The sequence below is a fragment of the Kineococcus gynurae genome, assembly GCF_042433995.1.
GTDB classification, from domain to species: domain Bacteria; phylum Actinomycetota; class Actinomycetes; order Actinomycetales; family Kineococcaceae; genus Kineococcus; species Kineococcus gynurae.
Map to the genome: position 1 here is coordinate 782,839 of NZ_JBHLUI010000008.1, position 22,790 is coordinate 805,628.

Consider the following 22,790-nt stretch of genomic DNA (forward strand, 5'->3'; position numbering starts at 1 on the left):
TGGTGGGTCAGCACAGCCAGTCCAGCACGGCCGCCGCGGTCCACGACTGCTGCATCGAGCCCAGCGGTTCGCCCGTGGTCGGGTCGTAGTACTCGGCGAAGTCCCCGGCCCCGACGAGACGCAGGCCCTCCTCGCGCAGCACCGCGGCCCGCTCGGCCCACCCGCGACGGGCGAAGGACCAGTGGAACAGCCAGGCGATCACGGGCCACTGCGGGCCGCGCCAGTACTCCCGGGCCCGGAAGTCCGCGGCCGCGGGGGAGGTGGAGGGCGGGACGGCGGCGACCAGGTCGGGGTGCCCGCACCAGGCGTCACCCTCGAACTGCGCCAGCAGCGCGGCCTCGTCGGCGCGGGAGAGCCCCCCGCAGAGCAGCGGGGCGAAACCGGCGATGGTGGGGGTGGAGAGCCACTCCCCGGTCCGCAGGTCGCGGTCGCGGGCCAGACCGGTGACCGGGTCGACCGACCCGGCGACCCCGGCCCGGAACCGCCGGGCCCAGCCGCGCAGGTCGGCGACGTCGGCGGCGGGCTGCTGGCGTTCCTCACCGAGGTCGGCCAGCACGTCGCAGGCCACGGCCAGCAGCGCGGACACCAGCACGTCCTCGACGGCGAAGCTCACCGTCTCGTACATGGCCGCGGCGTCGTAGCGGACCCGGCGCATCTCCTCGATGAGCCAGAGGTAGCGGTCGTACTCCCGGTCGCTCGGCCGCATGGTCGCGTCGGTGACCACGGCGGTGTCCTTGCGCGTGTAGGGCGGCAGGTCGGGGCCGACCTCCACCCGCGAGTAGGGCCCGTCCCAGCGGGGGGAGTTGTCCATGCCCGACTCCCAGCCGTGCAGGACGGCGACCCGGCCGTGCCCGTGCGGGTCGCGGGCCTCGGCCAACCAGCGGTGCCAGGCGACCAGCGGCCGCCACGCCCGTTCCAGGAAGTCCCCGGCGGCCTGCCGGTCGCTGCGACCCTGCCGGCGGGCGGCCTCGACGATGCGCTGCAGCGCGATCGCGTGCACCGGGGGCTGGCAGATGCCCGAGGTCGCCGGGAAGGGCGGGGCGAGGGCCACGTCACCCAGGTGGCAGCCCCACCGGTCCGGGCCCGGGAAGTACCCGGTGGCGTCGGGGGAGAAGACGATGTGCGGGATCATCCCGTCGCCCCACTGGGCCCCGAGCAGCGTGTCGATCTCGGTGATCGCCCGGGGCACCGACAGCCGGGCCAGCCCGACCGCGACGAAGGCCGCGTCCCAGCTCCACATGTGCGGGTAGAGGCGCGGCGCGGCCGAGGTCATCACGCCCTGGTCGTTGCCGCGCAGGACGTAGGCGGCCCGCGCGGCCAGCAGCTGGGAGGTCAGCCGGGCGGGTGGGCGGTACTCGCGCACCCGTCCGCGCGGCGGCACGAGTCGGGTCGTCGGCGCGCTCATGAGCCCCTCCAGGCAGGGGCGGGACCGACCGCCCCGTCACCTGGCTGATCCCACCCCGAGCCGGTGCCCCCGCGCAAGACCCCCGGGCGGTCTCAGACGACGGGCGTCTCGTCGCGCGACTCGGCCCGGATGCGCCGGACCCGGCGGACGATCGCGAAGACCAGCAGCCCGGCGAGCACGGCGTACACGGCGTAGTCGATGTAGGCGCCGTACTGCTCGACAAGCTCGTGCTGGGTCCCCAGCGCCAGGCCGATCGAGACGAGCAGCGTGTTCCAGAGGCCGGACCCCAGGATCGTGTAGAGCGAGAACTTCACCAGGTTCATCCGCGCGGCACCGGCCGGCAGCGAGATGAGGGAGCGCACCCCGGGGATGAACCGGCCGGTGAACACCGCGGCCCCCTCGTGCCGGTGGAACCAGTCCGCCGAGACGGTGACGTCGCGCGCCTCCATCAGCGGGATGCGGTCGGCCAGGGCCGCCGCCCGGCGCAGCCCGATCGCCCACCCGACGTAGTACAGGACCAGCGAACCGAGGTAGGAGCCCAGCGTGGAGAGGATCAGGACCGCGGCCAGGGAGATGGTGCCCTGCTGGACGAGGTAACCGGCCAGCGGCAGCACCACCTCGCTCGGGATGGGCGGGAAGACCACCTCGAGGAAGCTGAGGAACCCCACCCCGGGGGCGCCCAGGGCGTCGACGGTGTCCAGGACGAACCCGGTCAACCCACCGGGGTCACCGGGCTCGGCGGCGGGCAGGGTCAGGGCGAGGCTCATGCGGGCGGGTCCTCCGGTGGGGGAACGGGCGTGGGGCCGGGACGGGGGGCTGCGTCCCGCAGAACGTCCGCGGGCGCGCAGAAGTGCCGGAGGTCCTCGCCGGCCAGCACCCGGGCCGGCGCCGCACCGCCGGAGAGCCGGCGCAGCATCACGGCGAGCGGCAGCTCGGCGTCGCTCGCGACCAGAAGCGCGTTGCCGTAGCGCCGCCCCCGGAACAGCGAGGGTTCGGCAACCAGGGCGACGTGGGGCCAGACCGCGGACGCCGTCGCCGCCTCGGCCCGGGCCAGCGGCATCGGTGGAGCGTCGGCGAGGTTGGCGATCCAGACGCCGCCGGGCGCCAGCACCCGGCGGACGTCGCGGAGGAACTCCACGGTGCTCAGGTGCACCGGCACCTCGGCGCCGGCGAAGGCGTCGCGCACCACCGTGTCCTGGGTCGCGTCGGGGACGCCGGTCAGGCCCGCGCGCGCGTCGGCCACCTTGAGCCTGAAGCCGGCCGGGCCCGTGGCGCCGAACGCCTCCCGGACCAGCTCGACCAAGGCGGCGTCGACCTCCAGCACGAGCTGGCGGCTGCCGGGGCGGGTCGCGGCCAGGTGGCGCGGGAAGGCGCAGCCCGCCCCGCCCAGGTGCACCGCGCGCAGGGTCGGGGACGTCGCGGGCGGATGGGTCGCCGCCAGCACCTCCGCGGTCCACTGCTGGTACTCGAAGGCCAGCACCCGGGGATCGGCCAGGTCGAGGTAGGAGCTCGGGACGCCGTTGACGTGGACGTGCCAGCCGTCCGGGTCGTCCCGGTCGCGTTCCAGTCGCACGGTCCCGGTGCTGATCGCGGTCTCCACCTCCCGGGGTCCCCGACCGGGGTCACGACCGGGTTCACGGAGGGGTCCGCGGAGGGGGCCGCCCGGCCCGGCGGGGGCGCCCCGACGGGGTCGGCGGGGGCTGCGGGAGGGGCTCATCGCCCACCAGCGTGCCACCCCGGGGCCCCGCTCAAGGAATTCCGGGGGACCGCCGATGGGGAGGCATGGCGACCTTCCTCACCGAGACGCTCCTGCCGCTGGGCCTGCTGGCCCTGTTCCTCGTGCCCGCCCTGCGCGACCGCCGGGCGCTGCGTCGCGCCCAGGCGGTGCGGGGTCTGCCCGCCCTGGACACCCCGCCCGCGCTGAGCACCCCGTTGCCCCGCCCGTGGGCCCGCCGTCGCTACGTCGAGACCGGTGTCGCCGAGGTCAGCGCCTGGTTGCGGACGCAGAGCTCCGCGCACTGATCACCGCCCCTCGCTCCGACGCGCGGGGGCGGGGCCGGACGGCTAGCGTCGACGCATGGCGATCTTCAACAAGTCCTCCGAGGTCGAGAAGCCGCAGGAGATCGACGACTCCAAGTCGGCCGCCTTCGTGCAGAAGCTGCTCGGCGTGGGCATCGGCGGGGTGGGTCCTTTCGACGGGGCCAAGAAGGTCGCCAACGCCGCCCGTCAGCGTCATCCCGACCGCGACAGCGCGATCGACGCCGTGGTCAAGCAGCACACCAAGCTGGTCGCCGCCGGTGGTTTCGTCACGGGCCTCGGCGGGCTCGTCACCCTCCCGGTCGCCCTGCCGAGCAACGTCGCCGGCTTCTACATCCTGGCCACCCGCGCCGTGGCCGCCGTCGCCGAGCTGCGCGGGTACGACACCGACAAGCCCGAGGTCCGCAGCGCCGTGCTGCTGACGCTGATCGGCTCCGAGGCCAGCGACGTGCTCAAGGTCGCCGGGTCCCCGGCCGGCGGACGGGTCGCCAGCTTCGCCACCTCGCGCCTGTCGCCCTCCGTGCTCATGCTGGTCAACAAGGGCGTCGGTTTCCGGCTCCTGACCAAGCTGGCCACGTCGGGCATCCTGCGCGGTTCCACCCGCGTCGTCCCCTTCCTCGGCGGAGTCGTGGGCGCCGGGGTCGACACGGTCATGCTGCGCAAGATCGTCAAGCACGCCAAGGAGAAGCTGCCCGTCGTCTGACCGGTGGGCCGGGGCCGCGGAGGTCCGCGGGAGGAGGCTGTCGTGAGCGCTCGAGCACTACCGGCCGCACCGAGGGCCGCGCGTCGTCGTGCCGCCTTCGGGGTGCTCTGGTCGACCCTGCGGGCCGGTTCCGCACCCGGCGCCCCCAGTCTCGCCGAGCGTGCCCACAACGCCCCGGCCATGACCCGCGACGCCCTCGCCGGCCGGTGGACCGGGCCCGGACGCACCCGGCTGGGGCTCGCCGCCCTCGGGGTGCTCTACCTGATCTCCCCGGTAGACGTCGTGCCGGAGGCGTTGATCCCCATCGTCGGCCTGCTCGACGACGCGGTCGTCGCCGCCTGGGCGGCCGGGGCCGCTCTCATCGCGACCGAGGACTACGCACGCTGGCGGGCGGAGAACCCTGCCCCGCTCGACCCGCCGGCCGCCGGCCCCGCACCGGGCGCCATCACCCGGCACTGACCGTCCTCCCCAGGGGGCGACGGACCGTTCTGCCGGACCGTCCTGTGGACGAGCACGGACCCGCCCCGCCCGGCGACCACCGTGGTCGCCATGACCCACCCACCCCGGCACCCCCTCGTCGGCGAGACCGATCCCGACCATCCTCAGCCCGACCATCCGCAACCCGTCAGGCTCACCGGCCCCGACGACCTGCTGGCCGCCCTTCCCTTCCGGCTCGGCTTCCACCCGCGTCGCAGCCTCGTGGTGCTCGCACTCGCCCGGGAGGACCGGGACGGACCCGACGAACTCGGTCTCTGCGCGCGGATCGACCTGCCCCTCCCGCGCGACGTCGACCCTGCGGTCCGGGCCCTGGTGGGGCCCTGGACCGGCCCGGACGCGTTCAGCCGCCGCGACGACGTCGCCGGCCTGGTGCTGGTCGCCGTCGACCTGCCGCCCCCGGGGGCGGACGCGTCGTCCCGGGATCCCGTCCACGCCGGGGGGCAGCAGGCCCTGCGGCTGACCGAACGGTTGCTGCGCGAGGCCGGGGTGGAGGTCCGTGACGTGATCCGTACCTGGGTCGACGCCGAGGGGACCGATCGGTGGCGCGACCGCGGCTGCGACGAGGCCACCCCGGGCTGCTGCGGGCCGGGCCACGTGCGCACGTCGGGGACCGCCGTGGCGGCCGAGTTCGTCGCCCGCGGGGTGGTGGCCGCCCCCCGGCGGGCGGATCTCGTCCCCGACCTGCGGCCGTTGCCCGCCGCGCACCTCCGGACCGCCGAACAGGCCCGCTCGGCGACCACACCGCTCGACGTGGTGCTCGCCGAGGTACTCCGCTGCCACCGTCCCGGGCCCCGCCCCGCCCCCGAGGCGCGCCGGTGCGGACGACTGCTGGCCGCCGCGGCCGACGGTTCGCTCGCGCTGGCGGTCGTGACCGCCCTGGCGGGCCGCGGGCCGGTCCGACCGGCGCCGGCGGCCCTGGAGGGGAGCCTGCAGCTCCTGCACCACCTGGCCCGGCACCTGACGGGCGTCGACAGCGGTGGGCTCCTGGCGGCGGCCGCCTTCGTCGCCTGGTGGGGCGGCCGGGGGGTGCTGGCCGGGACGACGGCGGAGGAGGCGCTGCTCCGGGACCCGGGCAACCTCCTCGCCGCGGACGTGCTGGACCGGTTGGCCCGGGGGACCCCGCCGGTCTGGGCGGCGCGCGAGGGGTGAGCGGCCGACGCCGGCGGAGGGACCGGGCAGGGCCTCGGACCGGGGGCCGGTGCAGTACGGTCGGGGCCGTCCGGGGCACGAGGCGTGCCGACCGGGCACAGGCAACCGGGTCGCGGGAGGCGTCATGGGGATCGTCGTCGGGTATGTCGCCAACCCGGAGGGACGCAGCGCGCTGCAGCGCGCGGGCGCGGCCGCGCAACGGTTGCAGCAGCCCCTGGTCGTGGTGCACAGCATGCGTCCGGGGCGGGCCCAGGACCCCGAGGAGACCCAGGAGCTCGAGGCGTTGCTGGCCTCCGTGCGGGCCGACCTCGAGGCCGCGGGCCTGAGCCACGAGCTGCGCGAGGTCCCCGACTCCGAGGACGCCGCCGACGACCTCATCGCGGCCGCGGAGGAGACCTCGGCCCAGCTGATCGTCATCGGTCTGCGGCGGCGCACGTCGGTGGGCAAGCTCATCCTCGGGGCCAGCGCGCAGCGCATCCTCCTCGACGCCCCCTGCCCGGTCCTGGCGGTCAAACCGGAGGAGTGAGGCGCCTCCGGGCGGGCGGAGGACGGGCCCGACGGGGGTGAGATGCACCCCCGTGCCCGGGGCTCGTGCCACAATCGTCGTTCGTCGTCGTCCGCGGGCATGGATCGCCGCCCGCAGGTGTTGACATTGACGGCTGCTGCCCGCGCAGCCTTGCTCCGCCCTCGACGAAAGGCAGTACGTGTCGTCGGTATCGACTTCCCGGCCGCTCCCGCAAGAGTTCGCCCACCCCGAGTTCCAGGCTCTGCTGGAGCTCGGGACCACCCATGGCTTCGTCGACGCCCAGGCGTTCCGGACGGCGTGCGAAGGCGCGCAGCTGCCGGTCCAGCGCATGAAGGCCGTGCTGCGCGCCCTCGACGAGGCCGGGATCTCCGTCAAGGTGGAGGAGGCTCCCAAGCGGGCGGTCGCCGCCGCCTCCGCGCGCCGCGCCACCGCGACGGCCACCGCGACCAAGACCGCCCGGCCGGCCGTGAAGCGCGCCGCCGCTCCCGCCCCCGCGGCCGACGCCGCCCCTGAGGCCGCCGACGCCGCGGCCGAGGTCGCCGCGCCCGCGGAGGCCGCTGACGCGCCCGCCGACGCTCCGCGCAAGACCGCGACGAAGACCGCGCGCAAGACGGCGAAGACCGCCGCCAGGTCCACCGCCAAGACGGCGAAGGCCGCCCCCGCCAAGACCGCGGCGAAGTCCGCCGACAAGGACGGCGAGGAGGAGCCCCCGGAGGACGCGGGCCCCGAGGACGTCGTCGAGGAGACCCCCGAGGCGGCCGCGCCGGCCACCGTCGGCGGCTTCGTCCTCACCGACGACGACGACGACGCCCCGGCCCAGCAGGTCGCGACCGCGGGCGCCACGGCCGACCCGGTCAAGGACTACCTCAAGCAGATCGGCAAGGTGGCCCTCCTCAACGCCGAGCAGGAGGTCGAGCTCGCCAAGCGGATCGAGGCCGGGCTGTTCGCCGAGGAGAAGCTGCACTCCGGCGAGGCGCTCGAGGGCACCTTCAAGCGTGAGCTGTGGTGGATCAGCGAGGACGGGCGCCGGGCCAAGAACCACCTGCTCGAGGCCAACCTCCGCCTGGTCGTCTCGCTGGCCAAGCGGTACACGGGCCGCGGGATGCTGTTCCTGGACCTGATCCAGGAGGGCAACCTGGGTCTGATACGTGCGGTCGAGAAGTTCGACTACACCAAGGGCTACAAGTTCTCGACCTACGCGACCTGGTGGATCCGGCAGGCCATCACGCGCGCCATGGCCGACCAGGCCCGCACCATCCGCATCCCGGTGCACATGGTCGAGGTCATCAACAAGCTCGCCCGCGTCCAGCGGCAGATGCTGCAGGACCTGGGCCGCGAACCCACTCCGGAGGAGCTCGCCAAGGAGCTCGACATGACCCCGGAGAAGGTCGTCGAGGTCCAGAAGTACGGTCGCGAGCCGATCTCGCTGCACACCCCCCTCGGGGAGGACGGCGACTCCGAGTTCGGGGACCTCATCGAGGATTCCGAGGCGGTCGTCCCGGCCGACGCGGTCAGCTTCACGCTGCTCCAGGAGCAGCTGCACTCGGTGCTGGACACGCTCTCCGAGCGTGAGGCCGGTGTCGTGTCCATGCGCTTCGGGCTCACCGACGGCCAGCCCAAGACGCTGGACGAGATCGGCAAGGTCTACGGCGTGACCCGGGAGCGGATCCGCCAGATCGAGTCCAAGACGATGTCCAAGCTGCGTCACCCCTCGCGTTCGCAGGTGCTGCGCGACTACCTGGACTGAGTGCCCCGTTCCACGACGAAGGCCCCCGACCGCTGCGGTCGGGGGCCTTCGTCGTGCGGTGGAGCGGGGGTCAGCGCAGGACGAGCGCACCGACCAGCCAGGTGATCGCGGCGAGCATCCCGGCGCTCGCCTCGATCAGCAGCGACAGCCCGACGTTCTTCAGGGCCACCACCGTCGAGCGCCAGGCCACCGCCGCCCGGGTCGCGCCGGCGGCGCGCAGCAGCTCGCCCAGGAACACCCCGAGGACGAAGCCCAGCGGCAGCCCCAGGACGGGGACGACGAAGAAGCCGACCACGCCGAGCAGGCCGCCCAGCAGAAGGGACCGGGTGGGGATGCCGGCGCGGGTCATCCGGCGGCCGGGGACGAGGTACATGATCACCTGGCCCGCGGCCAGCAGCACCGCCGCCCCGGCGAACACGCCCCAGGCGGCTCCGCCGGTGGTGAAGGCCCAGACCGCGAGGGCCACGGCGATGAGGGCGGTCCCGGGCAGGACGGGCGCCACGATGCCCACGAGCCCGACGGCGACCGCGAGCCCGACGACGACGAGCCCGGCGTCACCCATGGTGACACCGGGCTCGCATCGGGCCGGTCAGGATCAGCGTTCGTCCAGCGGCGCGGTGGCCGAGGTGCTGTCCTGCAGGCGTCGCGTCTCGTCGCGGATGTCGCTGGCGACCTTCTGCAGCGCGTCGCGGTGCTCGCGCCCGTGGTGGCTGCAGAACATCAGTTCTCCGCCGGCCACGAGGGTCACGCGCACGTAGGCCTGCGCACCGCAGCGGTCGCAGCGGTCGGCGGCGGTCATGGGCTCCTGGGCGAGGGTGGGCGTCGGCATGGCGACTCCTTCCGGTCCAACGCGAGCTCGATCGGAGCTTCTGCTCCAGCTCTCACCTTCTCCTAACCGACGCGGGCGTGCGCGCGTTCCCACCCGGATGTCGTAGGTCGTTCGCTCTCGGCGGAGCGGCGGCACGGTCGCGACGCTCACCCGGGCGCTGCCCCCGGCTGACTACGGTGAGGGGGTGACCCCTCCCGCCCCCCGCAAGACCGCGGCCGCCTCCGAGGACGGCTACACCGCCGCCCACCTCCTGGTTCTCGAGGGGCTGGAGGCGGTGCGCAAGCGGCCGGGCATGTACATCGGGTCCACCGACGAGCGCGGCCTCATGCACTGCCTCTGGGAGATCATCGACAACTCCGTCGACGAGGCGCTCGGCGGGCACTGCTCGCACATCCTGGTGACGCTGCACGCGGACGGGTCGGTGGCCGTCGCCGACGACGGGCGCGGCATCCCCGTGGACGTGGAGCGACGGACGGGGCTCTCGGGGGTCGAGGTCGTGTTCACCCACCTGCACGCCGGGGGGAAGTTCGGCGGCGGGTCCTACTCTGCCTCGGGCGGTCTGCACGGGGTCGGCGCGAGCGTGGTCAACGCCCTCTCGACCCGCCTCGACGTCGAGGTCGACCGCGGGGGCAAGACCTGGGCGACCAGCTTCCGGCGGGGGACCCCGGGGCGGTTCGCCGGGGAGGGGCCGGGGGCCGCGTTCGAGGCCCGGACCGGTCTCGACGTCGTCGGACGGGCCAAGCGGGGTGCGACGGGCACCCGGGTCCGGTACTGGGCCGACGAGCAGATCTTCCTCAAGGGCGCCGCGTTCAGCCTGCAGAACCTGCTGGACCGGGCCCGGCAGACCTCCTTCCTGGTCCCGGGGCTGCGCATCGTGGTGCGCGACGAGCGCGGCTTGCCCGGCACGCCCGGGGAGTCGGGGCCGCACGAGGAGGTCTTCCAGCACGACGGCGGGATCAGCGAGTACGCCGACTTCCTCTCCCCGGGGGCGGCGCTGAGCGACGTCTGGCGGCTGCAGGGGACCGACACGTTCCGCGAGACCGTCCCCGTCCTGGACGACAACGGGCACATGACGCCCACCGAGGTCGAGCGCGAGTGCGTCGTAGACGTGGCGCTGCGCTGGGGCACGGGGTACGACACCGTCGTCCGTTCCTTCGTCAACATCATCGCCACCCCCAAGGGCGGCACCCACCTCGGCGGGTTCGAGACGGGGCTGTGGACCGCGGTCAAGAACCAGGTGACCGCGCTGCGGAAGTTCAAGCTGGGCAAGGACGAGTCGCTGGAGAAGGACGACGTGCTGGCCGGGTTGACCGCGGTGGTCACCGTGCGGCTGGCCGAACCGCAGTTCGAGGGGCAGACCAAGGAGGTGCTGGGCACCAACGCGGTGCGCCGCATCGTGGCCCGGGTGGTCGAGCGGGAGCTGACCGCGATCCTCACCTCCACCCGGCGCGAGGACAAGCAGCAGGCCGCCGACGTGCTGGAGAAGGTGGTCGCGGAGATGCGCAGCCGCATCTCCGCCCGGCTGCACAAGGAGACCCAGCGGCGCAAGAACGCGCTGGAGTCCTCGGCGCTGCCGGCCAAGCTCAAGGACTGCCGCTCCGACGACGTCGAACGCTCCGAGCTGTTCCTGGTCGAGGGGGACTCGGCGCTGGGGACGGCGATGGCCGCCCGCAACTCCGAGTTCCAGGCCTTGCTCCCGTTGCGCGGCAAGATCCTCAACGTCCAGAAGGCCTCGGTCACGGACATGCTCAAGAACGCCGAGTGCGCGGCCATCATCCAGGTCGTCGGGGCTGGGTCGGGACGGTCCTTCGACCTCGCGCAGGCCCGCTACGGCAAGGTCATCCTGATGACCGACGCCGACGTGGACGGCGCCCACATCCGCACGCTGCTGCTGACGCTGTTCTTCCGCTACATGCGCCCGCTGGTCGAGGCCGGCCGGGTGTTCGCGGCGGTGCCGCCCCTGCACCGCATCCAGGTCGCCGCGTCCGGGCGGGCCAAGGGCGAGGTGGTCTACACCTACTCCGACGCCGAGATGCGGCGCGTGACCGCCGACCTGACCCGTCGCAACCGCACGATCAAGGGCTCGATCCAGCGCTACAAGGGACTCGGCGAGATGGACGCCGACCAGCTGGCCGAGACCACCATGGACCGCGCCAACCGGACCCTGCGGCGGGTGACGATCGCCGACGGGGAGGTCGCCGAGCGGGTGTTCGAGCTGCTCATGGGCAACGACGTGGCCCCGCGCAAGGACTTCATCATCGCCGGGGCCGAGGGGCTGGACCCCGAACGCATCGACGCCTGACGTCCGTCACGACCGGGCGCCGCCGGAGCGGTCCGCGCACCCGAATGTCCGGCCATCTCCGATCTTCTGCCCGTTTGTGTCCGAACGCTTGACATCACCCCCGCTTGGGTTCACTCTTGCTTCACGCGGGGCCGATCGGGCATCGCGGACGGAACCAGACGATGGAGTCGGCCATGTACGCACCGGAGCGCCACCAGGCGATCCTGGACCGCGCCCGCAGCGCGGGCCGGGTCGAGGTCGCCGCTCTGGCCGACACCCTCGACGTCACCCCCGAGACGATCCGTCGCGACCTGACCACGCTCGAGCGTCTCGGCGTCCTGCGCCGGGTGCACGGCGGGGCGATCGCGGTCGAGCGGCTCGGGCACGAGCTCGCCGTGGGGGAGCGCCAGGGCGTCTTCGCCGCCGAGAAGGAGCGCATCGCCAAGCAGGCGCTGGCCGAGCTCCCCGAGGCGGGCACCGTCGTCATCGACGCCGGCACCACGACGGTCCGGCTGGCCGAGATGCTGCCCACCGACCGCGAGCTGACCGTCGTGACCCACGCCCTGACCGTCGCGCAGAGCGTCTCGGGCCTGGCCAACGTCACGCTGCACCTCGTCGGCGGTCAGGTCCGCGGTCGCACCCTGGCCGCCGTCGGCACCTGGGCCGAGACGCTGCTCGCGGACGTGTTCGCCGACGTCTGCTTCCTGGCCACCAACGCCCTCACCCCCCAACGCGGGCTCTCCACGCCCGACGTCGCCGAGGCCTCGGTCAAACGGGCCCTCATCCGCGCCGCCCGGCGCACCGTCGTGCTGACCGACCACACCAAGCTCGGCCGCGACGACTTCGCCCACATCGCCTCGCTGGAGGAGATCGACACCGTGATCACCGACTCCGCCGCGGACGCCGACGTCGTCGCCGACGTCGAGGCCGCCGGCCCCCGCGTGGTGCTCGCATGAGCGCGCGCACCGTGCTGACGGTCACGCCGAACCCGAGCATCGACCACACCGTCGAACTGACGGTCCTCACCCGCGGTGAGGTGCTCCGCTCGACCGGGAGCAGCGTCGAGGCCGGGGGCAAGGGCGTGAACGTCGCCCGGGTCCTGGCCCGGCACGGCCACCGCACCGTCGCCGTGCTCCCCTCGGGGGGCGTCGACGGCGACCGCCTGCAGGCCATGCTCGCCCCGCAGCAGGTGCACGCCGTGACCACCCACATCGCGGGCAGCATCCGGACCAACACCACCGTGGTCGAGGCCGACGGCACCACCACGAAGATCAACGAGGCCGGTCCCGAGCTCGCCGCGAGCGAGGTCGAGGCGCTCCTGCTCGCCGTGCGCGGGCGGTTGACCGTCGACCCCGCCTGGCTGGTGGCCTCGGGCAGCCTGCCCCCGGGCGCGCCGGTCGACCTGCACGCCCGCATCGTGGCCCTCGGTCGGGCCGCGGGGGTGGCCACCGCCGTCGACACCTCGGGCGCCGCCCTGGCCGCCGTCGTGGACGCCGGCCCGGACCTCCTCAAACCCAACCTCGAGGAACTGGCCGAGCTCGTGGCCCGGGAACTCCTGACCGTGGGCGACGTGCTCGCCGCGGCCCGTGAGCTCCTGGACCGCGGGGTGGGCGAGGTCCTCGTCTCCCTCGGGGGATCGGGCGCGCTGCTCGTCACCGCCCGGGGTTCCTGGTGGGCCGGCGGCGAGCCGCTCGTCCCCCGCAGCACCGTGGGTGCCGGCGACTGCACGCTGGCCGGTTACCTGCACGCCGCCGGCGACCCCGCCGACCGGCTCGCGACCGCGGTGGCCTGGGGCCGGGCCGCCGTCCTGCTGCCCGGCAGCACCGTTCCCGGCCCCGACGAGAGCACCGCCGGCACCGCCGGGGTGCGGGTCGTCGCCGACCCCGATCCCGACACCGCAGTGAAGGACCTCTGATGACCGACACCCAGCCCGACCTGATCACCGCCGAGCTCGTCATCGCCGAGCTCACCGCGACCGACAAGGCCGACGCCACCCGTCAGCTCGCGACGAAGCTGCTCGACGCCGGCCGCGTCACCGACCTCGACCAGTTCCTGGCCGACGTCGCCGCCCGCGAGGAGCAGATGGCCACCGGCATCCCCGGCGGCATCGGTCTGCCCCACGCCCGCTCCGCCGCCGTCACCGTCCCGAGCCTCGCCGTGGGCCGGGTGCCCGCGGGCGTCGACTTCGGTGCCCCGGACGGGCCGGCCACGCTGGTCTTCCTCATCGCCGCCCCCACCACGGGCGAGGCCGACCACCTCACCATCCTGGCCGCGCTGGCCCGCAAGCTCGTGCACGCCTCCTTCCGTCAGTCCCTGCTCGAGGCTCCCGACGCCGAGTCGGTCGCCGCGACCGTCCTCCGAGAGGTCTACGGCCGATGAAGTTCGTCGCCATCACGTCCTGCCCCACGGGCATCGCCCACACCTTCATGGCCGCCGAGGCCCTCGAGCAGGCCGGCAAGGCCGCGGGCCACGAGGTGATCGTCGAGACCCAGGGTGCGGTCCCGTCCCCGCCCTTCGACCCGGCGCTCATCGCCGAGGCCGACGCGGTGATCTTCGCCGCCGACCTCGAGGTCCGCGACCGTGAGCGCTTCGACGGCAAGCCGTTCGTCGACGTCGGGGTCAAGAAGGCCGTCGCCGACGCCCCCGGGGTCGTGGCCGCCGCCGTCGCGGCCGCCGAGGCCGGTCCGAAGAGCGCCCCCGCCGCCGGGGGCGCCAAGCCCGCCGACGCGGGTCTGGCCACCAAGGTCACCGAGGGCGCCTCCACCGCCACCCGCGTGCGCCAGTGGCTGATGACCGGGGTCAGCTACATGATCCCGTTCGTCGCCGCGGGCGGGATCCTCATCGCCCTGGCCTTCCTGGTCGGCGGGTACGAGGTCGCGCTCAACCGGGGCGACCAGTCGGCCACCGCCTACTTCGTCGGCCTGTTCGAGCAGGGTTTCGACGTCACCAGCTCCGAGCAGTGGGCCGGCTTGATGTTCGTCATCGGGGCCTCCGCGTTCGGGTTCCTGGTCCCGGTCCTCGCCGGGTTCATCGCCTTCGGGATCGCCAACCGCCCGGGCATCGCCCCCGGGTTCGTCGGTGGGACCATCGCCGTCACCGTCGGCGCGGGCTTCCTCGGTGGTCTGGCCGCCGGTTTCCTCGGCGGGTTCATCGCGCTGTACCTCTCGCGCCTCAAGGTGCCGAACTCGGTGCGCGGGGTCATGCCCGTCGTGGTCATCCCGCTCATCGCCACCTTCGTCACCGCGGCCCTCATGCTGGTCGTCCTCGGCCGGCCGCTGCGCTGGCTCTCCGAGGCCCTCACCGACGGTCTGAACTCGTTGTCCGGCAGCGGGATCGTCCTGCTCGGCGTGATCCTCGGCGTCATGATGGCCGCCGACCTGGGCGGGCCCATCAACAAGGTGGCCTACACCTTCGCGACCACCGGGCTCGCCACCGCGGCGACCGCCTCGGGCAGCCCGGTCGAGCTCAAGGTCATGGCCGCCGTCATGGCCGCCGGCATGACCCCGCCGCTCGGGATCGCCCTGGCGACCACCCTGCGCAAGAAGCTGTTCACCGAGGCCGAGCGCCAGAACGGCAAGGCGGCCTACCTGCTGGGCGCGTTCTTCATCACCGAGGGGGCGATCCCGTTCGCCGCGGCCGCCCCGCTGCGGATCATCCCGGCCTGCATGATCGGCTCCGGCATCACCGGCGGTCTGGTGATGGCCTTCGGCAACACCCTGCGCGCCCCCCACGGCGGGGTCGTGGTCCTCGGGCTGGTCGGCAACCCGGTGACCTACCTGCTGGCCATCGTCATCGGCTCGATCATCACCGCGGCCGTCGTCATCGCCTTCAAGGGGGCCCACCGCAAGGGTCACGCCGTCACCGACACCGCGGGCCAGCCCGTCGCCGTCTGAGGCTCCCGGCGCCGTCCCCCGACGGCCTCCGACGTCCCCGACGTCACCCCCGACGGAGCCGGTGGTCGCCGCGACCCGGCGACCACCGGCTCTTCGTCTGCCCCGACATCCCGCCCGCACGGGCGCCCCGTCCGTCGCCGCGGACGGGGACTACCCTCGCCCCACCCCAGACCCCGCCAGGAGATCCCCATGAGCACCCGTACCGCCGTCGTCGGCTCCCGCGTCGGGCTGCACGCCCGCCCCGCCTCGCTCTTCGTCCAGGCCGCCACCGCGACCGGCCTGCCCGTCACCATCGCCAAGGAGGGCGGCGACCCGGTCGACGCCCGCAGCATCCTCATGGTCATGGGTCTGGCGGCCAAGCACGGCGACACCGTCGTCCTGAGTGCCGAGGGCGACGGGGCCGACGCCGCCCTGGAGCAGCTGGCCGCTCTCGTCGAGACCGACCACGACGCCGCCTGAGCCCCCGCCCCGGCCCCCCGCCGAGCCCGCCCGAGCCCCTGACGAACCCCCGACCGAAGGACCGAGCATGAACACCACCACCGGACCGCTGGCCGGGACCGTCACCGCCGCCCTGCACGGGGTGGGCGTCGGCACCTCCGCCGCCGTGGGCACCGTCGTCCAGGTCGCGCCGGCCACCCGGCCCCCGCGCGACGAGCCGGCCGCCGCCGAGCCGGCCGCCGCGGTCGCGCAGGTCCGGGCCGCCTTCGCCACGGTCGCCGCGACCCTGCGCGAACGGGCCGCGGTGGCCGGGGGCACCACCGCCGACGTGCTGAACGCGACGGCCCTCATGGCCGAGGACCCGGGGCTCATCGGCGACGTCGAGCGGCGGATCGGGGCCGGCACCGGCCCGGCCTCGGCGGTCGACGAGGCCGTCGAGGGGTTCTGCGCCATCCTCGCCGCCTCCGGCCCCTACCTGGCCGAGCGGGTCACCGACCTGCGCGACGTCCGCGACCGCGTCGTCGCGCACGTCCTCGACGTCCCCCAGCCGGGCGTCCCCGCCCTGGTCGGCCCCTCGGTGGTCGTCGCGGCCGACCTCGCCCCGGCCGACACCGCGGCGCTGGACCTGGCCAAGGTCGTCGGCATCGTGACCGCGCTCGGCGGACCGACCTCGCACACCGCGATCATCGCCGCCCAGCTCGACATCCCCTGCGTGGTACGGGTCGAGGGCGCGCTGGACCTGGTGGCCGGCAGCACCGTCGCGCTCGACGCCCGCGCCGGCAGCGTCACCCCCGACCCCTCGGCCGAGCTGGTCGCCGCCGTCGAGGCCCGCCGGGCCGTGCGGGCGGCCCTCGCGGAGAGCTCCGGCGGGCCCGGTCGCACCGCCGACGGCGTCGCCGTCCAGCTGCTCGCCAACGTGGGCACGGTCGAGGACGCCGAACGGGCCGCCGCCCGCGACGTCGAGGGGGTCGGGCTGTTCCGGACCGAGGTCCTCTTCCTGGACCGCGAGACCGCCCCCACCGTCGCCGAGCAGACCGAGGCCTACGTCCGCGTGTTCCGCGCCTTCGGCGACCGCAAGGTCGTCGTGCGCACCCTCGACGCCGGGGCCGACAAGCCGCTGAAGTTCGTCGAGGTCGAGCCCGAGGAGAACCCCGCCCTCGGCGTCCGCGGGCTGCGCACCAGCCGCAAGCACCCCGGGCTGCTGGCCGACCAGCTCACCGCGCTGGCCGCCGCGGCCGAGCAGACCGGGGCCCGCCCCTGGGTGATGGCCCCCATGGTCGCGACCGGTCCCGAGACCGCCGCGTTCACCGCGCAGGCCCGGGCCGCAGGGCTCGCCACCGTCGGGGTCATGGTCGAGGTGCCGGCCGCCGCGCTGCGAGCCGGCTCCGTCCTGGCCGCCGGGGCCGACTTCGTCAGCCTGGGCACCAACGACCTCACCCAGTACGCCATGGCCGCCGACCGGCTCGCCGGCGACCTGGCCGAGCTGCTCGACCCGTGGCAGCCCGCGGTGCTCCAGCTCGTCGCGCTCACCGGTGCCGCCGGGGCCGCGGTCGGCAAGCCCGTCGGGGTCTGCGGCGAGGCCGCGCGCGACCCGCTGCTCGCCCTCGTCCTGGTCGGGCTCGGGGTCACCAGCCTCTCGATGGCCCCGGCCGCCGTCCCCGCGGTCCGGTTCGCCCTCTCGCGCACGACGCTCGCGACCGCGCAGGCCATGGGGGCCGCGGCCCTGGCGGCCGACACCCCCGAGGCGGCACGGGCCGCCGTGACGGCGCTCGCCGACCCGGAGCTGCTCGCTCTCTGAGCGGGACCGGCCCGCGGCGCCCGGCCCGTCCTGCCGGGGTTCGGGGCCTGGGTTAGCGTCGCGGCATGGCTCGAGTCGTGGTCACCGGCAGCGGTGGCGTCCGAGGCGGCGATCCCCGGCAGGGGGTCGCCGCCTTCCGCGGTATCCCTTACGCCGCACCGCCCGTCGGTCCTCGACGGTTGCAGGCCCCGGTCCGCCCGGAACCGTGGTCGGGCGTGCGGGAGGCTCGTCGCCCGTCCGCGGTCGCCCCGCAGGCGGCGGTCCCGGGAGGACCGGTCTGGAACCCCGGGGTGGGGGACGACTACCTGACCCTGGACGTGTTCTGCCCCGAGGACTTCCCGCGCGGGGTCCCCGTCGTCGTCTGGATCCACGGCGGCGCCTACGTCGGCGGGGCCGGCAGCTCTCCGGCCTACTTCCCGGGGGCCTGGGTGCGCCGCGGACTCGTCGTCGTGGCGGTGAACTACCGCCTGGGTTTCGAGGGGTTCGGCTCGGTGGCCGGGGCGCCGGACAACCGGGGGCTGCTGGACCAGGTCGCCGCGCTGCGCTGGGTCCAGGAGAACATCGCCGCGTTCGGGGGCGACCCGGGGCGGGTGACGGTCGCGGGGGAGTCGGCCGGGGCGGGGTCGATCGCGGCCCTGCTGCGGGCGCCGAGCACCGCGGGGCTGTTCCACCGGGCGATCCTGCAGAGCGTTCCCGGGGAGTACTGGACCGTCCCCTACGCCCGCGAGATCGCCGCGCTCGTCGCGACCGCGGCCCGGGTGCCGAACACCTGGGAGGGTTTCGCCGGGTTGCCCCCGCGCCGGCTGCTGGAGGCGACCGACGCGGTCCTGGCCGACGTGCAGAAGCACCCCGAGGCCGGTCCGCGCGCGCTGCTCCCGACGATCTACTCGCCGCTGGTCGACGGGGACCTCGTCACCTCCGACCCGCTCGACCCGACGGGCGGACGCGGTGACGTCGACGTCCTGCTCCACGCGAATGCGGAGGAGTGGAAACTCTTCAGCGCGCTGCCCCGCTCGCCTCGGCCGCGCACCGCGGCCGACCTCGCGGCCTACGCGCGGGCGGCGCGGTTGGACGAGGAGCAGTTCGCCGGTTTCCGCGACCGTTCCGGGGCGCGCTCGCCCAAGGAGTTCACCGACCGGTTGATGACCGCGGCGCTGTTCGCCGAACCCACCCGCCGGGTCGGCCGGGCGCAGTCGGCCGCGGGCGCGCGCGTCCACCGGTCCCGGCTCGACTGGCGCAGCCCCAACCCGCGGATCGGGGCCGGGCACGCCGTCGAGCTCGCCTTCGTGTTCGGCGACCCCCGCGAGTACGAGTTCTTCCTGCACGCCGTCCCGGTCCTGCCGCTGCTGCGCCGGGTCCCGGCGATCGGGTCCCGGCTGCCCGGCGTGTGGCCGACCCCCGCCGCGGCGGCCCTGGCCGGGCGCATGTCGAGCGCATGGGCCGACTACATGCTGACCGGTGACCCAGGGTGGCCCGCGGTCGCCGACGACCTCGACCCGGTGCAGGTGTTCGCCGCCCACGACGGCCTCGAGTTCGGCGAACCCTCCCGCGACCCCGTCTGGGACGAGGTCGACTGGACCCCCTGGAAGACCCTCGACCTGCAGTTCCGCTGACCCTCGCCGCGACCGCCGGTCAGTCCACGACGACGCCGAGGTGGTCGAGGATCAGGGAGTTCACCAGGTCGGCGTCCTCCCAGCTGGCGAGGTGGGCGCCGGGGACGGTGGTGAAGCGGGCGCCGGGGATCCGGTCGGCCACCGCGCGCAGGTGCTCCGGCGGGGTGGTGCGGTCCTGCTCACCCGCGACCGCGAGCACCCGGGAGCGCAGGTCGGCGAGGCGGGGGAGCAGGTCCATGCGCGCGATGGCGGCGCAGCACCCGGAGTAACCGTCCCGGTCGGTCGCGGCGATCATGTCCCGCATCCGCTGCCCCACCCAGGGGTGCTCGGCGGCGTACGCGGGGCTGAACCACCGGCTCACGACGTCGGCGGCGACCGCCCCGGGCCCCTCGGCCAGCACCCTCGCCGCCCGGGCCTCCCAGGCCGAGGCGGGACCGAGCGAGGCCGAGGAGCAGAGCAGCACCAGGCGGGGCAGGCGCTTCGGGGCGAGGAGCGCGGTGCTCATCGCGACCATCCCCCCGATCGACAACCCCACCAGGCTCGCCTCGGCGACGCCCTCGCGGTCCAGGACGGCCAGGACGTCGCCGGACAGGTCGTCCAGGGAGTACGGGCCGGAGACCGCGGGTGAGCGGCCGTGGCCGCGGTGGTCGATGCGCAGCACGTCGAGGTGGCGGCGCAGGACCGGGACCTGCGGGTCCCACATCGTGGTGTCCGAGCCCAGCGAACCGAGGAGCACGACGACCCCGCGGGAGCGTCCCTCGGCCCGGTCCCAGCGCGCGTGCAGGGCGACGGGGCCGCTCACGCGGGCCCGGTCCCGAGGTGCACGACCTCGTGGCTGCCCAGTCGTGCGACCCGGAACTCCACCCAGCCGTCGGTGACCGTGAACTCCAGGTCCCCGGCGTCGACCAGTCCGCGCACGAACGCGACCCGCTCGCCCTCGGGGACCCGCACGGCCACGTCGATCGGGCCGTAGGGCACGATCCGGTCCTGCCGTCCCGGGACCGTCGAGCTGTACAGCAGGTTGTTCAGGTGCAGCACCTGCCCGCTGCGGTGCGCCCACAGGTTGACGTTCACCGGCGCGGGGGACTCGACCCGGACCGGGTTGCGCCCGTCCAGCACCCACTCCAGGCATCCGGCGAGGACCCGGGCGTGGTCGGGCTGCTCCTCCCGGTGCGAGCACCGGTCGAGGTCGGCCGGCAGGTACACGACCCGTCCACCCCCCGGGCCCTCGCGCACCAGCAGCGCGGGGACGTCGGTGCGCGGCGTGCGCATCCAGCTCGTCTCGGGCGGGAAGATGGGGAACTCCGGGACGTAGGTGAGCAGGACGGTGCTGTCCTCGCTCGCCCGGACCTCCGGCAGGAAACCCCCGAAGGAGAGCGTGTCGGTGTCGCCGAGCCCGGCCAGCACCGGGTGCCGCCCCGTCGGCGGGTCCTCGACCCGCAGGTAGGAGTGCCGGTCCCAGACCTCGATCGAGGCGATCGGCGGACGGATCCCCCCGCGGGAACCTCCCGTGCGCCGGGCGCCGAACAGGTCGGCCAGGGCGAGGTCGTCGCGCTCGCGGCCGTCGACGTCGCGGGAACTGGTCGCGCCCGTGGCCACCACCGAGCCCCCGCGCGCCGCGAACTCCCGGACGGCGTCGCACTGCGCGTCGCTCATCACCGCGAGGTCGGGCAGGACGAGCACGTCGACGTCCGTCGTGGCGATCCGGTCGACGTGGACGGGGACGAAGGGGACGTTCTCGGTCACCAGGACGCGGGTGAACCCGGCGTAGGGCGCGATGACGGTGTTGGGGCCGTCCCCGCGCCCGTGCAGGTCGAAGTTGCGCTGCGACCAGACGACCCCGACCCGGGCCACCGGGGTCCGGTCGGTGAGCAGGTCCTGGTGCTCCCGGTGCCAGCCGAACAGGTCGACCGCGTTCTCGTACTGCCGACGGTCCTCGTGCACCGAGCCGATGTGGTGCCACCACGGCGAGGAGCCACCGGCCCAGCCCTCGGTCATCCACAGCTCGACCTCGGCCCGGGGCATGCTGGACAGCCGGAACGCGGGGTACCCCATGTCGTACAGGGCGGTGCACTCGAAGACCGGTTTGTCGTACCCGAGGACCCCGTGCAGTCGTTTGACCACCTCGGCGTTCTGCTCGAACCCCTCGTCGCCGTGCCGACGCTGGTGGTCGAGCAGGATGATCGGCGTCCGCGCGGCCAGCTCGGCGGTGTCCTGGAAGACCGCGGCGTTGTGCGCGATCTGCCCGTGCAGCATGCCCAGCCAGAGGCAGTCGGGACCACCGGCCCCGCGGGTCACCGCGTTGTTCGCGTCCCACAGCTCCGTGCGCCGGGCGTAGTTCCAGTCCAGCCAGGCGAGGTGATCGGGGTCGTCGAAGTCGGTGGCCCGGGGCAGGTCGCGCCCGGTCGCGTCGGCGAAGCGACGAGCGCAGTTGGCGCAGTAGCAGATCTTGTCGCGATCGATCCCGGCCCAACCGTTGTCGGCGAACCCGTCGGGTGCGTAGCGGTCGATGACCTCGCGGAAGATCGACGGCATGAACTCGTCGTAGTAGTCGCTGCTCACGCAGGTCGCGTACTTGTCTCCCCGGCGGTACGGCTCACCCGCGGCGTCGACGCAGAACCAGTCCGGGTGCGCCCGGAACACCTGCTCGTCCCCCCGGTTGGAGTCCATCCGGGCGACCACCGCGAGCCCGTCGGCCCGGGCCGCGGTCAGCACCTCGCCGAACAGGTCGCGCCGGTCGATCCCGGGGGCGAGCTGGTGACCCTCCACCGCGGAGGGGTAGTAGGCCGCGATGCCCCCGCAGTTGACGAAGACCGCGTCGATCCCCGTCCGTCGCCACTGCCGGCGCCAGAACCCGACGTCGAAGCGGCCGGGGTCGGCCTCGACCAGGTTGGTCTGGCCGAACCGGCGGGCCCGCCGGTACCAGGGTTCGGCCCACCGGCCGGCGCCGGCGGGGGTCGGTGCGGAGGCGGGGTGGTCGGAGGTCGTGGTGCTCATTTGATTCCCGTGGTCGCGATGCCCTGGACGATGTACTTCTGGGTGAAGAAGAAGAAGAGCGCGATCGGGATCAGCGAGACCACCGACATCGCCAGCAGCGGTCCCAGTCCGCTGCCCGACTCCGTGCTGACCAGGGAGTTCAACCCCAGCGGCAGCGTGTACATCCCCGGGTCGGTCAGGTAGATGAGTGGGGAGAAGAAGTCGTTCCAGTTCCAGATGAAGGTGAAGATCGTGGTGGTGATGAGCGCCGGACGCATGAGCGGCAGGATGATCCAGAAGAAGGTCCGGAAGACCCCGGCCCCGTCGATGGCCGCCGCCTCGTCGAGCTGGCGGGGGATGCCCCGGAGGAACTGCACCATGAGGAACACGAAGAACGAGTCCGTGGCCAGCAGCTTGGGCAGGATCAGCGGCCAGTAGGTGCCCACCAGTCCGAGCGAGGCGAACTCCACGTACTGGGGGATGGCCACCACGTGGTAGGGCAGCATGATCCCGGCCAGCATGAGGGCGAAGGTCAGGTTCTTGAACCGGAAGTCCAACCGGGCGAAGGCGTAGGCGGCCAGGGAGCAGGACACCAGGTTGCCGATCACGCACCCGACCACGACCAGCAGCGAGTTCACGATGTAGACGGGGATGCCCCCGCCCACCCCCGAGGCCCAACCCTGGACGTAGTTGTCCAGGGTGACCGACCCGGGGATGATCGAGAAAGAGGACATGATCTCGTTCTCGGGGGTGATGGAGCTCTTCAGCATCCACAGCACCGGGTACAGCATGGCGATCGTGGCCACGATCAGCAGGACGTGCTTGAGGTTGGCGGCACCGCGCCGGGACATCCGGCGACGCTGCGGGGCGGGACCCGTGACGCTGGGGTCGAGGACG

Annotated in this window: 22 protein-coding genes; 14 read left to right on the top strand and 8 right to left on the bottom strand. The window is 74.2% G+C overall.

The window, feature by feature from the left end:
* Positions 1 to 7: 7 nt before the first annotated feature.
* The 3 genes from ggh to ACFFKU_RS10045 all read right to left on the bottom strand — a co-directional run bounded on the left by ggh (position 8) and on the right by ACFFKU_RS10045 (position 3,005).
* Complete coding sequence (gene ggh / locus ACFFKU_RS10035) at positions 8 to 1,405, bottom strand: glucosylglycerate hydrolase (RefSeq protein WP_380137586.1); 1,398 nt, start codon at positions 1,403 to 1,405, stop codon at positions 8 to 10.
* A 92-nt stretch (positions 1,406 to 1,497) separates the two neighbouring features.
* Positions 1,498 to 2,172, bottom strand: coding sequence for a DedA family protein (locus tag ACFFKU_RS10040; RefSeq protein WP_380137588.1), 675 nt, complete (start codon positions 2,170 to 2,172; stop codon positions 1,498 to 1,500).
* Positions 2,169 to 3,005, bottom strand: coding sequence for a spermidine synthase (locus tag ACFFKU_RS10045; protein WP_380137589.1), 837 nt, complete (start codon positions 3,003 to 3,005; stop codon positions 2,169 to 2,171). The genes ACFFKU_RS10040 and ACFFKU_RS10045 overlap by 4 nt, the downstream gene beginning before the upstream one ends.
* Positions 3,006 to 3,187: 182 nt before the next feature.
* On the opposite strand from ACFFKU_RS10045, the gene ACFFKU_RS10050 reads away from it, so the two are divergent.
* The 6 genes from ACFFKU_RS10050 to ACFFKU_RS10075 all read left to right on the top strand — a co-directional run bounded on the left by ACFFKU_RS10050 (position 3,188) and on the right by ACFFKU_RS10075 (position 8,065).
* A complete protein-coding gene (locus ACFFKU_RS10050; protein WP_380137591.1) occupies positions 3,188 to 3,427 on the top strand; it encodes a hypothetical protein in 240 nt (79 codons plus the stop codon).
* A 55-nt stretch (positions 3,428 to 3,482) separates the two neighbouring features.
* Entirely contained in the window at positions 3,483 to 4,145 is a 663-nt protein-coding gene (locus ACFFKU_RS10055) for an EcsC family protein (protein ID WP_380137593.1), read from the top strand.
* A 42-nt stretch (positions 4,146 to 4,187) separates the two neighbouring features.
* Entirely contained in the window at positions 4,188 to 4,604 is a 417-nt protein-coding gene (locus ACFFKU_RS10060; RefSeq protein ID WP_380137595.1) for a YkvA family protein, read from the top strand.
* A 90-nt stretch (positions 4,605 to 4,694) separates the two neighbouring features.
* Complete coding sequence (locus ACFFKU_RS10065; protein ID WP_380137597.1) at positions 4,695 to 5,792, top strand: DUF4192 domain-containing protein; 1,098 nt, start codon at positions 4,695 to 4,697, stop codon at positions 5,790 to 5,792.
* A 124-nt stretch (positions 5,793 to 5,916) separates the two neighbouring features.
* On the top strand, positions 5,917 to 6,318 hold the full coding sequence (locus ACFFKU_RS10070; protein WP_380137599.1) for a universal stress protein: 402 nt from the start codon (positions 5,917 to 5,919) through the stop codon (positions 6,316 to 6,318).
* Between the two features lie 178 nt (positions 6,319 to 6,496).
* Entirely contained in the window at positions 6,497 to 8,065 is a 1,569-nt protein-coding gene (locus ACFFKU_RS10075; RefSeq protein WP_380137601.1) for an RNA polymerase sigma factor, read from the top strand.
* 70 nt (positions 8,066 to 8,135) lie between these two features.
* Here the strand turns inward: ACFFKU_RS10075 and ACFFKU_RS10080 are convergent, their stop codons facing one another.
* Both ACFFKU_RS10080 and ACFFKU_RS10085 read right to left on the bottom strand, forming a co-directional pair.
* The gene (locus tag ACFFKU_RS10080; RefSeq protein ID WP_380137602.1) at positions 8,136 to 8,627 is read right to left on the bottom strand and encodes a DUF456 domain-containing protein; all 492 of its coding nucleotides are present in this window, start codon (positions 8,625 to 8,627) and stop codon (positions 8,136 to 8,138) included.
* A gap of 33 nt (positions 8,628 to 8,660) precedes the next feature.
* Positions 8,661 to 8,894 carry a DUF7455 domain-containing protein gene (locus ACFFKU_RS10085; protein ID WP_380137604.1) on the bottom strand — a complete coding sequence of 78 codons (234 nt, stop codon included), beginning with the start codon at positions 8,892 to 8,894 and terminating at the stop codon, positions 8,661 to 8,663.
* 184 nt (positions 8,895 to 9,078) lie between these two features.
* Here ACFFKU_RS10085 and ACFFKU_RS10090 point away from each other — a divergent pair, with 184 nt between their 5' ends.
* The 8 genes from ACFFKU_RS10090 to ACFFKU_RS10125 all read left to right on the top strand — a co-directional run bounded on the left by ACFFKU_RS10090 (position 9,079) and on the right by ACFFKU_RS10125 (position 18,917).
* Complete coding sequence (locus tag ACFFKU_RS10090; protein WP_380137605.1) at positions 9,079 to 11,196, top strand: DNA gyrase/topoisomerase IV subunit B; 2,118 nt, start codon at positions 9,079 to 9,081, stop codon at positions 11,194 to 11,196.
* 173 nt (positions 11,197 to 11,369) lie between these two features.
* Complete coding sequence (locus ACFFKU_RS10095) at positions 11,370 to 12,131, top strand: DeoR/GlpR family DNA-binding transcription regulator (RefSeq protein WP_380137607.1); 762 nt, start codon at positions 11,370 to 11,372, stop codon at positions 12,129 to 12,131.
* A complete protein-coding gene (pfkB, locus tag ACFFKU_RS10100; protein WP_380137609.1) occupies positions 12,128 to 13,090 on the top strand; it encodes a 1-phosphofructokinase in 963 nt (320 codons plus the stop codon). Before ACFFKU_RS10095 ends, pfkB begins: the two co-directional genes overlap by 4 nt.
* Positions 13,090 to 13,554 carry a PTS sugar transporter subunit IIA gene (locus ACFFKU_RS10105; protein ID WP_380137610.1) on the top strand — a complete coding sequence of 155 codons (465 nt, stop codon included), beginning with the start codon at positions 13,090 to 13,092 and terminating at the stop codon, positions 13,552 to 13,554. The genes pfkB and ACFFKU_RS10105 overlap by 1 nt, the downstream gene beginning before the upstream one ends.
* Complete coding sequence (locus ACFFKU_RS10110; protein ID WP_380137611.1) at positions 13,551 to 15,068, top strand: PTS fructose transporter subunit IIC; 1,518 nt, start codon at positions 13,551 to 13,553, stop codon at positions 15,066 to 15,068. The genes ACFFKU_RS10105 and ACFFKU_RS10110 overlap by 4 nt, the downstream gene beginning before the upstream one ends.
* Before the next feature lie 189 nt (positions 15,069 to 15,257).
* The gene (locus ACFFKU_RS10115; RefSeq protein WP_380137612.1) at positions 15,258 to 15,527 is read left to right on the top strand and encodes an HPr family phosphocarrier protein; all 270 of its coding nucleotides are present in this window, start codon (positions 15,258 to 15,260) and stop codon (positions 15,525 to 15,527) included.
* A 67-nt stretch (positions 15,528 to 15,594) separates the two neighbouring features.
* Positions 15,595 to 17,304: a phosphoenolpyruvate--protein phosphotransferase gene (gene ptsP, locus ACFFKU_RS10120; RefSeq protein ID WP_380137614.1), complete on the top strand. Its 1,710-nt coding sequence runs from the start codon at positions 15,595 to 15,597 to the stop codon at positions 17,302 to 17,304.
* Between the two features lie 65 nt (positions 17,305 to 17,369).
* Entirely contained in the window at positions 17,370 to 18,917 is a 1,548-nt protein-coding gene (locus tag ACFFKU_RS10125) for a carboxylesterase/lipase family protein (protein ID WP_380137615.1), read from the top strand.
* Between the two features lie 19 nt (positions 18,918 to 18,936).
* On the opposite strand, the gene pcaD is transcribed toward ACFFKU_RS10125, so the two are convergent.
* From pcaD to ACFFKU_RS10140, 3 genes are read right to left on the bottom strand one after another with little or no spacing between them, the layout of a single operon-like run.
* On the bottom strand, positions 18,937 to 19,719 hold the full coding sequence (pcaD, locus tag ACFFKU_RS10130) for a 3-oxoadipate enol-lactonase (protein ID WP_380137617.1): 783 nt from the start codon (positions 19,717 to 19,719) through the stop codon (positions 18,937 to 18,939).
* Positions 19,716 to 21,914 (bottom strand): beta-galactosidase, encoded by a 2,199-nt coding sequence (locus ACFFKU_RS10135; protein WP_380137619.1) that lies wholly within the window; start codon positions 21,912 to 21,914, stop codon positions 19,716 to 19,718. The genes pcaD and ACFFKU_RS10135 overlap by 4 nt, the downstream gene beginning before the upstream one ends.
* Entirely contained in the window at positions 21,911 to 22,744 is an 834-nt protein-coding gene (locus tag ACFFKU_RS10140; protein WP_380137621.1) for a carbohydrate ABC transporter permease, read from the bottom strand. The genes ACFFKU_RS10135 and ACFFKU_RS10140 overlap by 4 nt, the downstream gene beginning before the upstream one ends.
* Between the last annotated feature and the right edge of the window lie 46 nt (positions 22,745 to 22,790).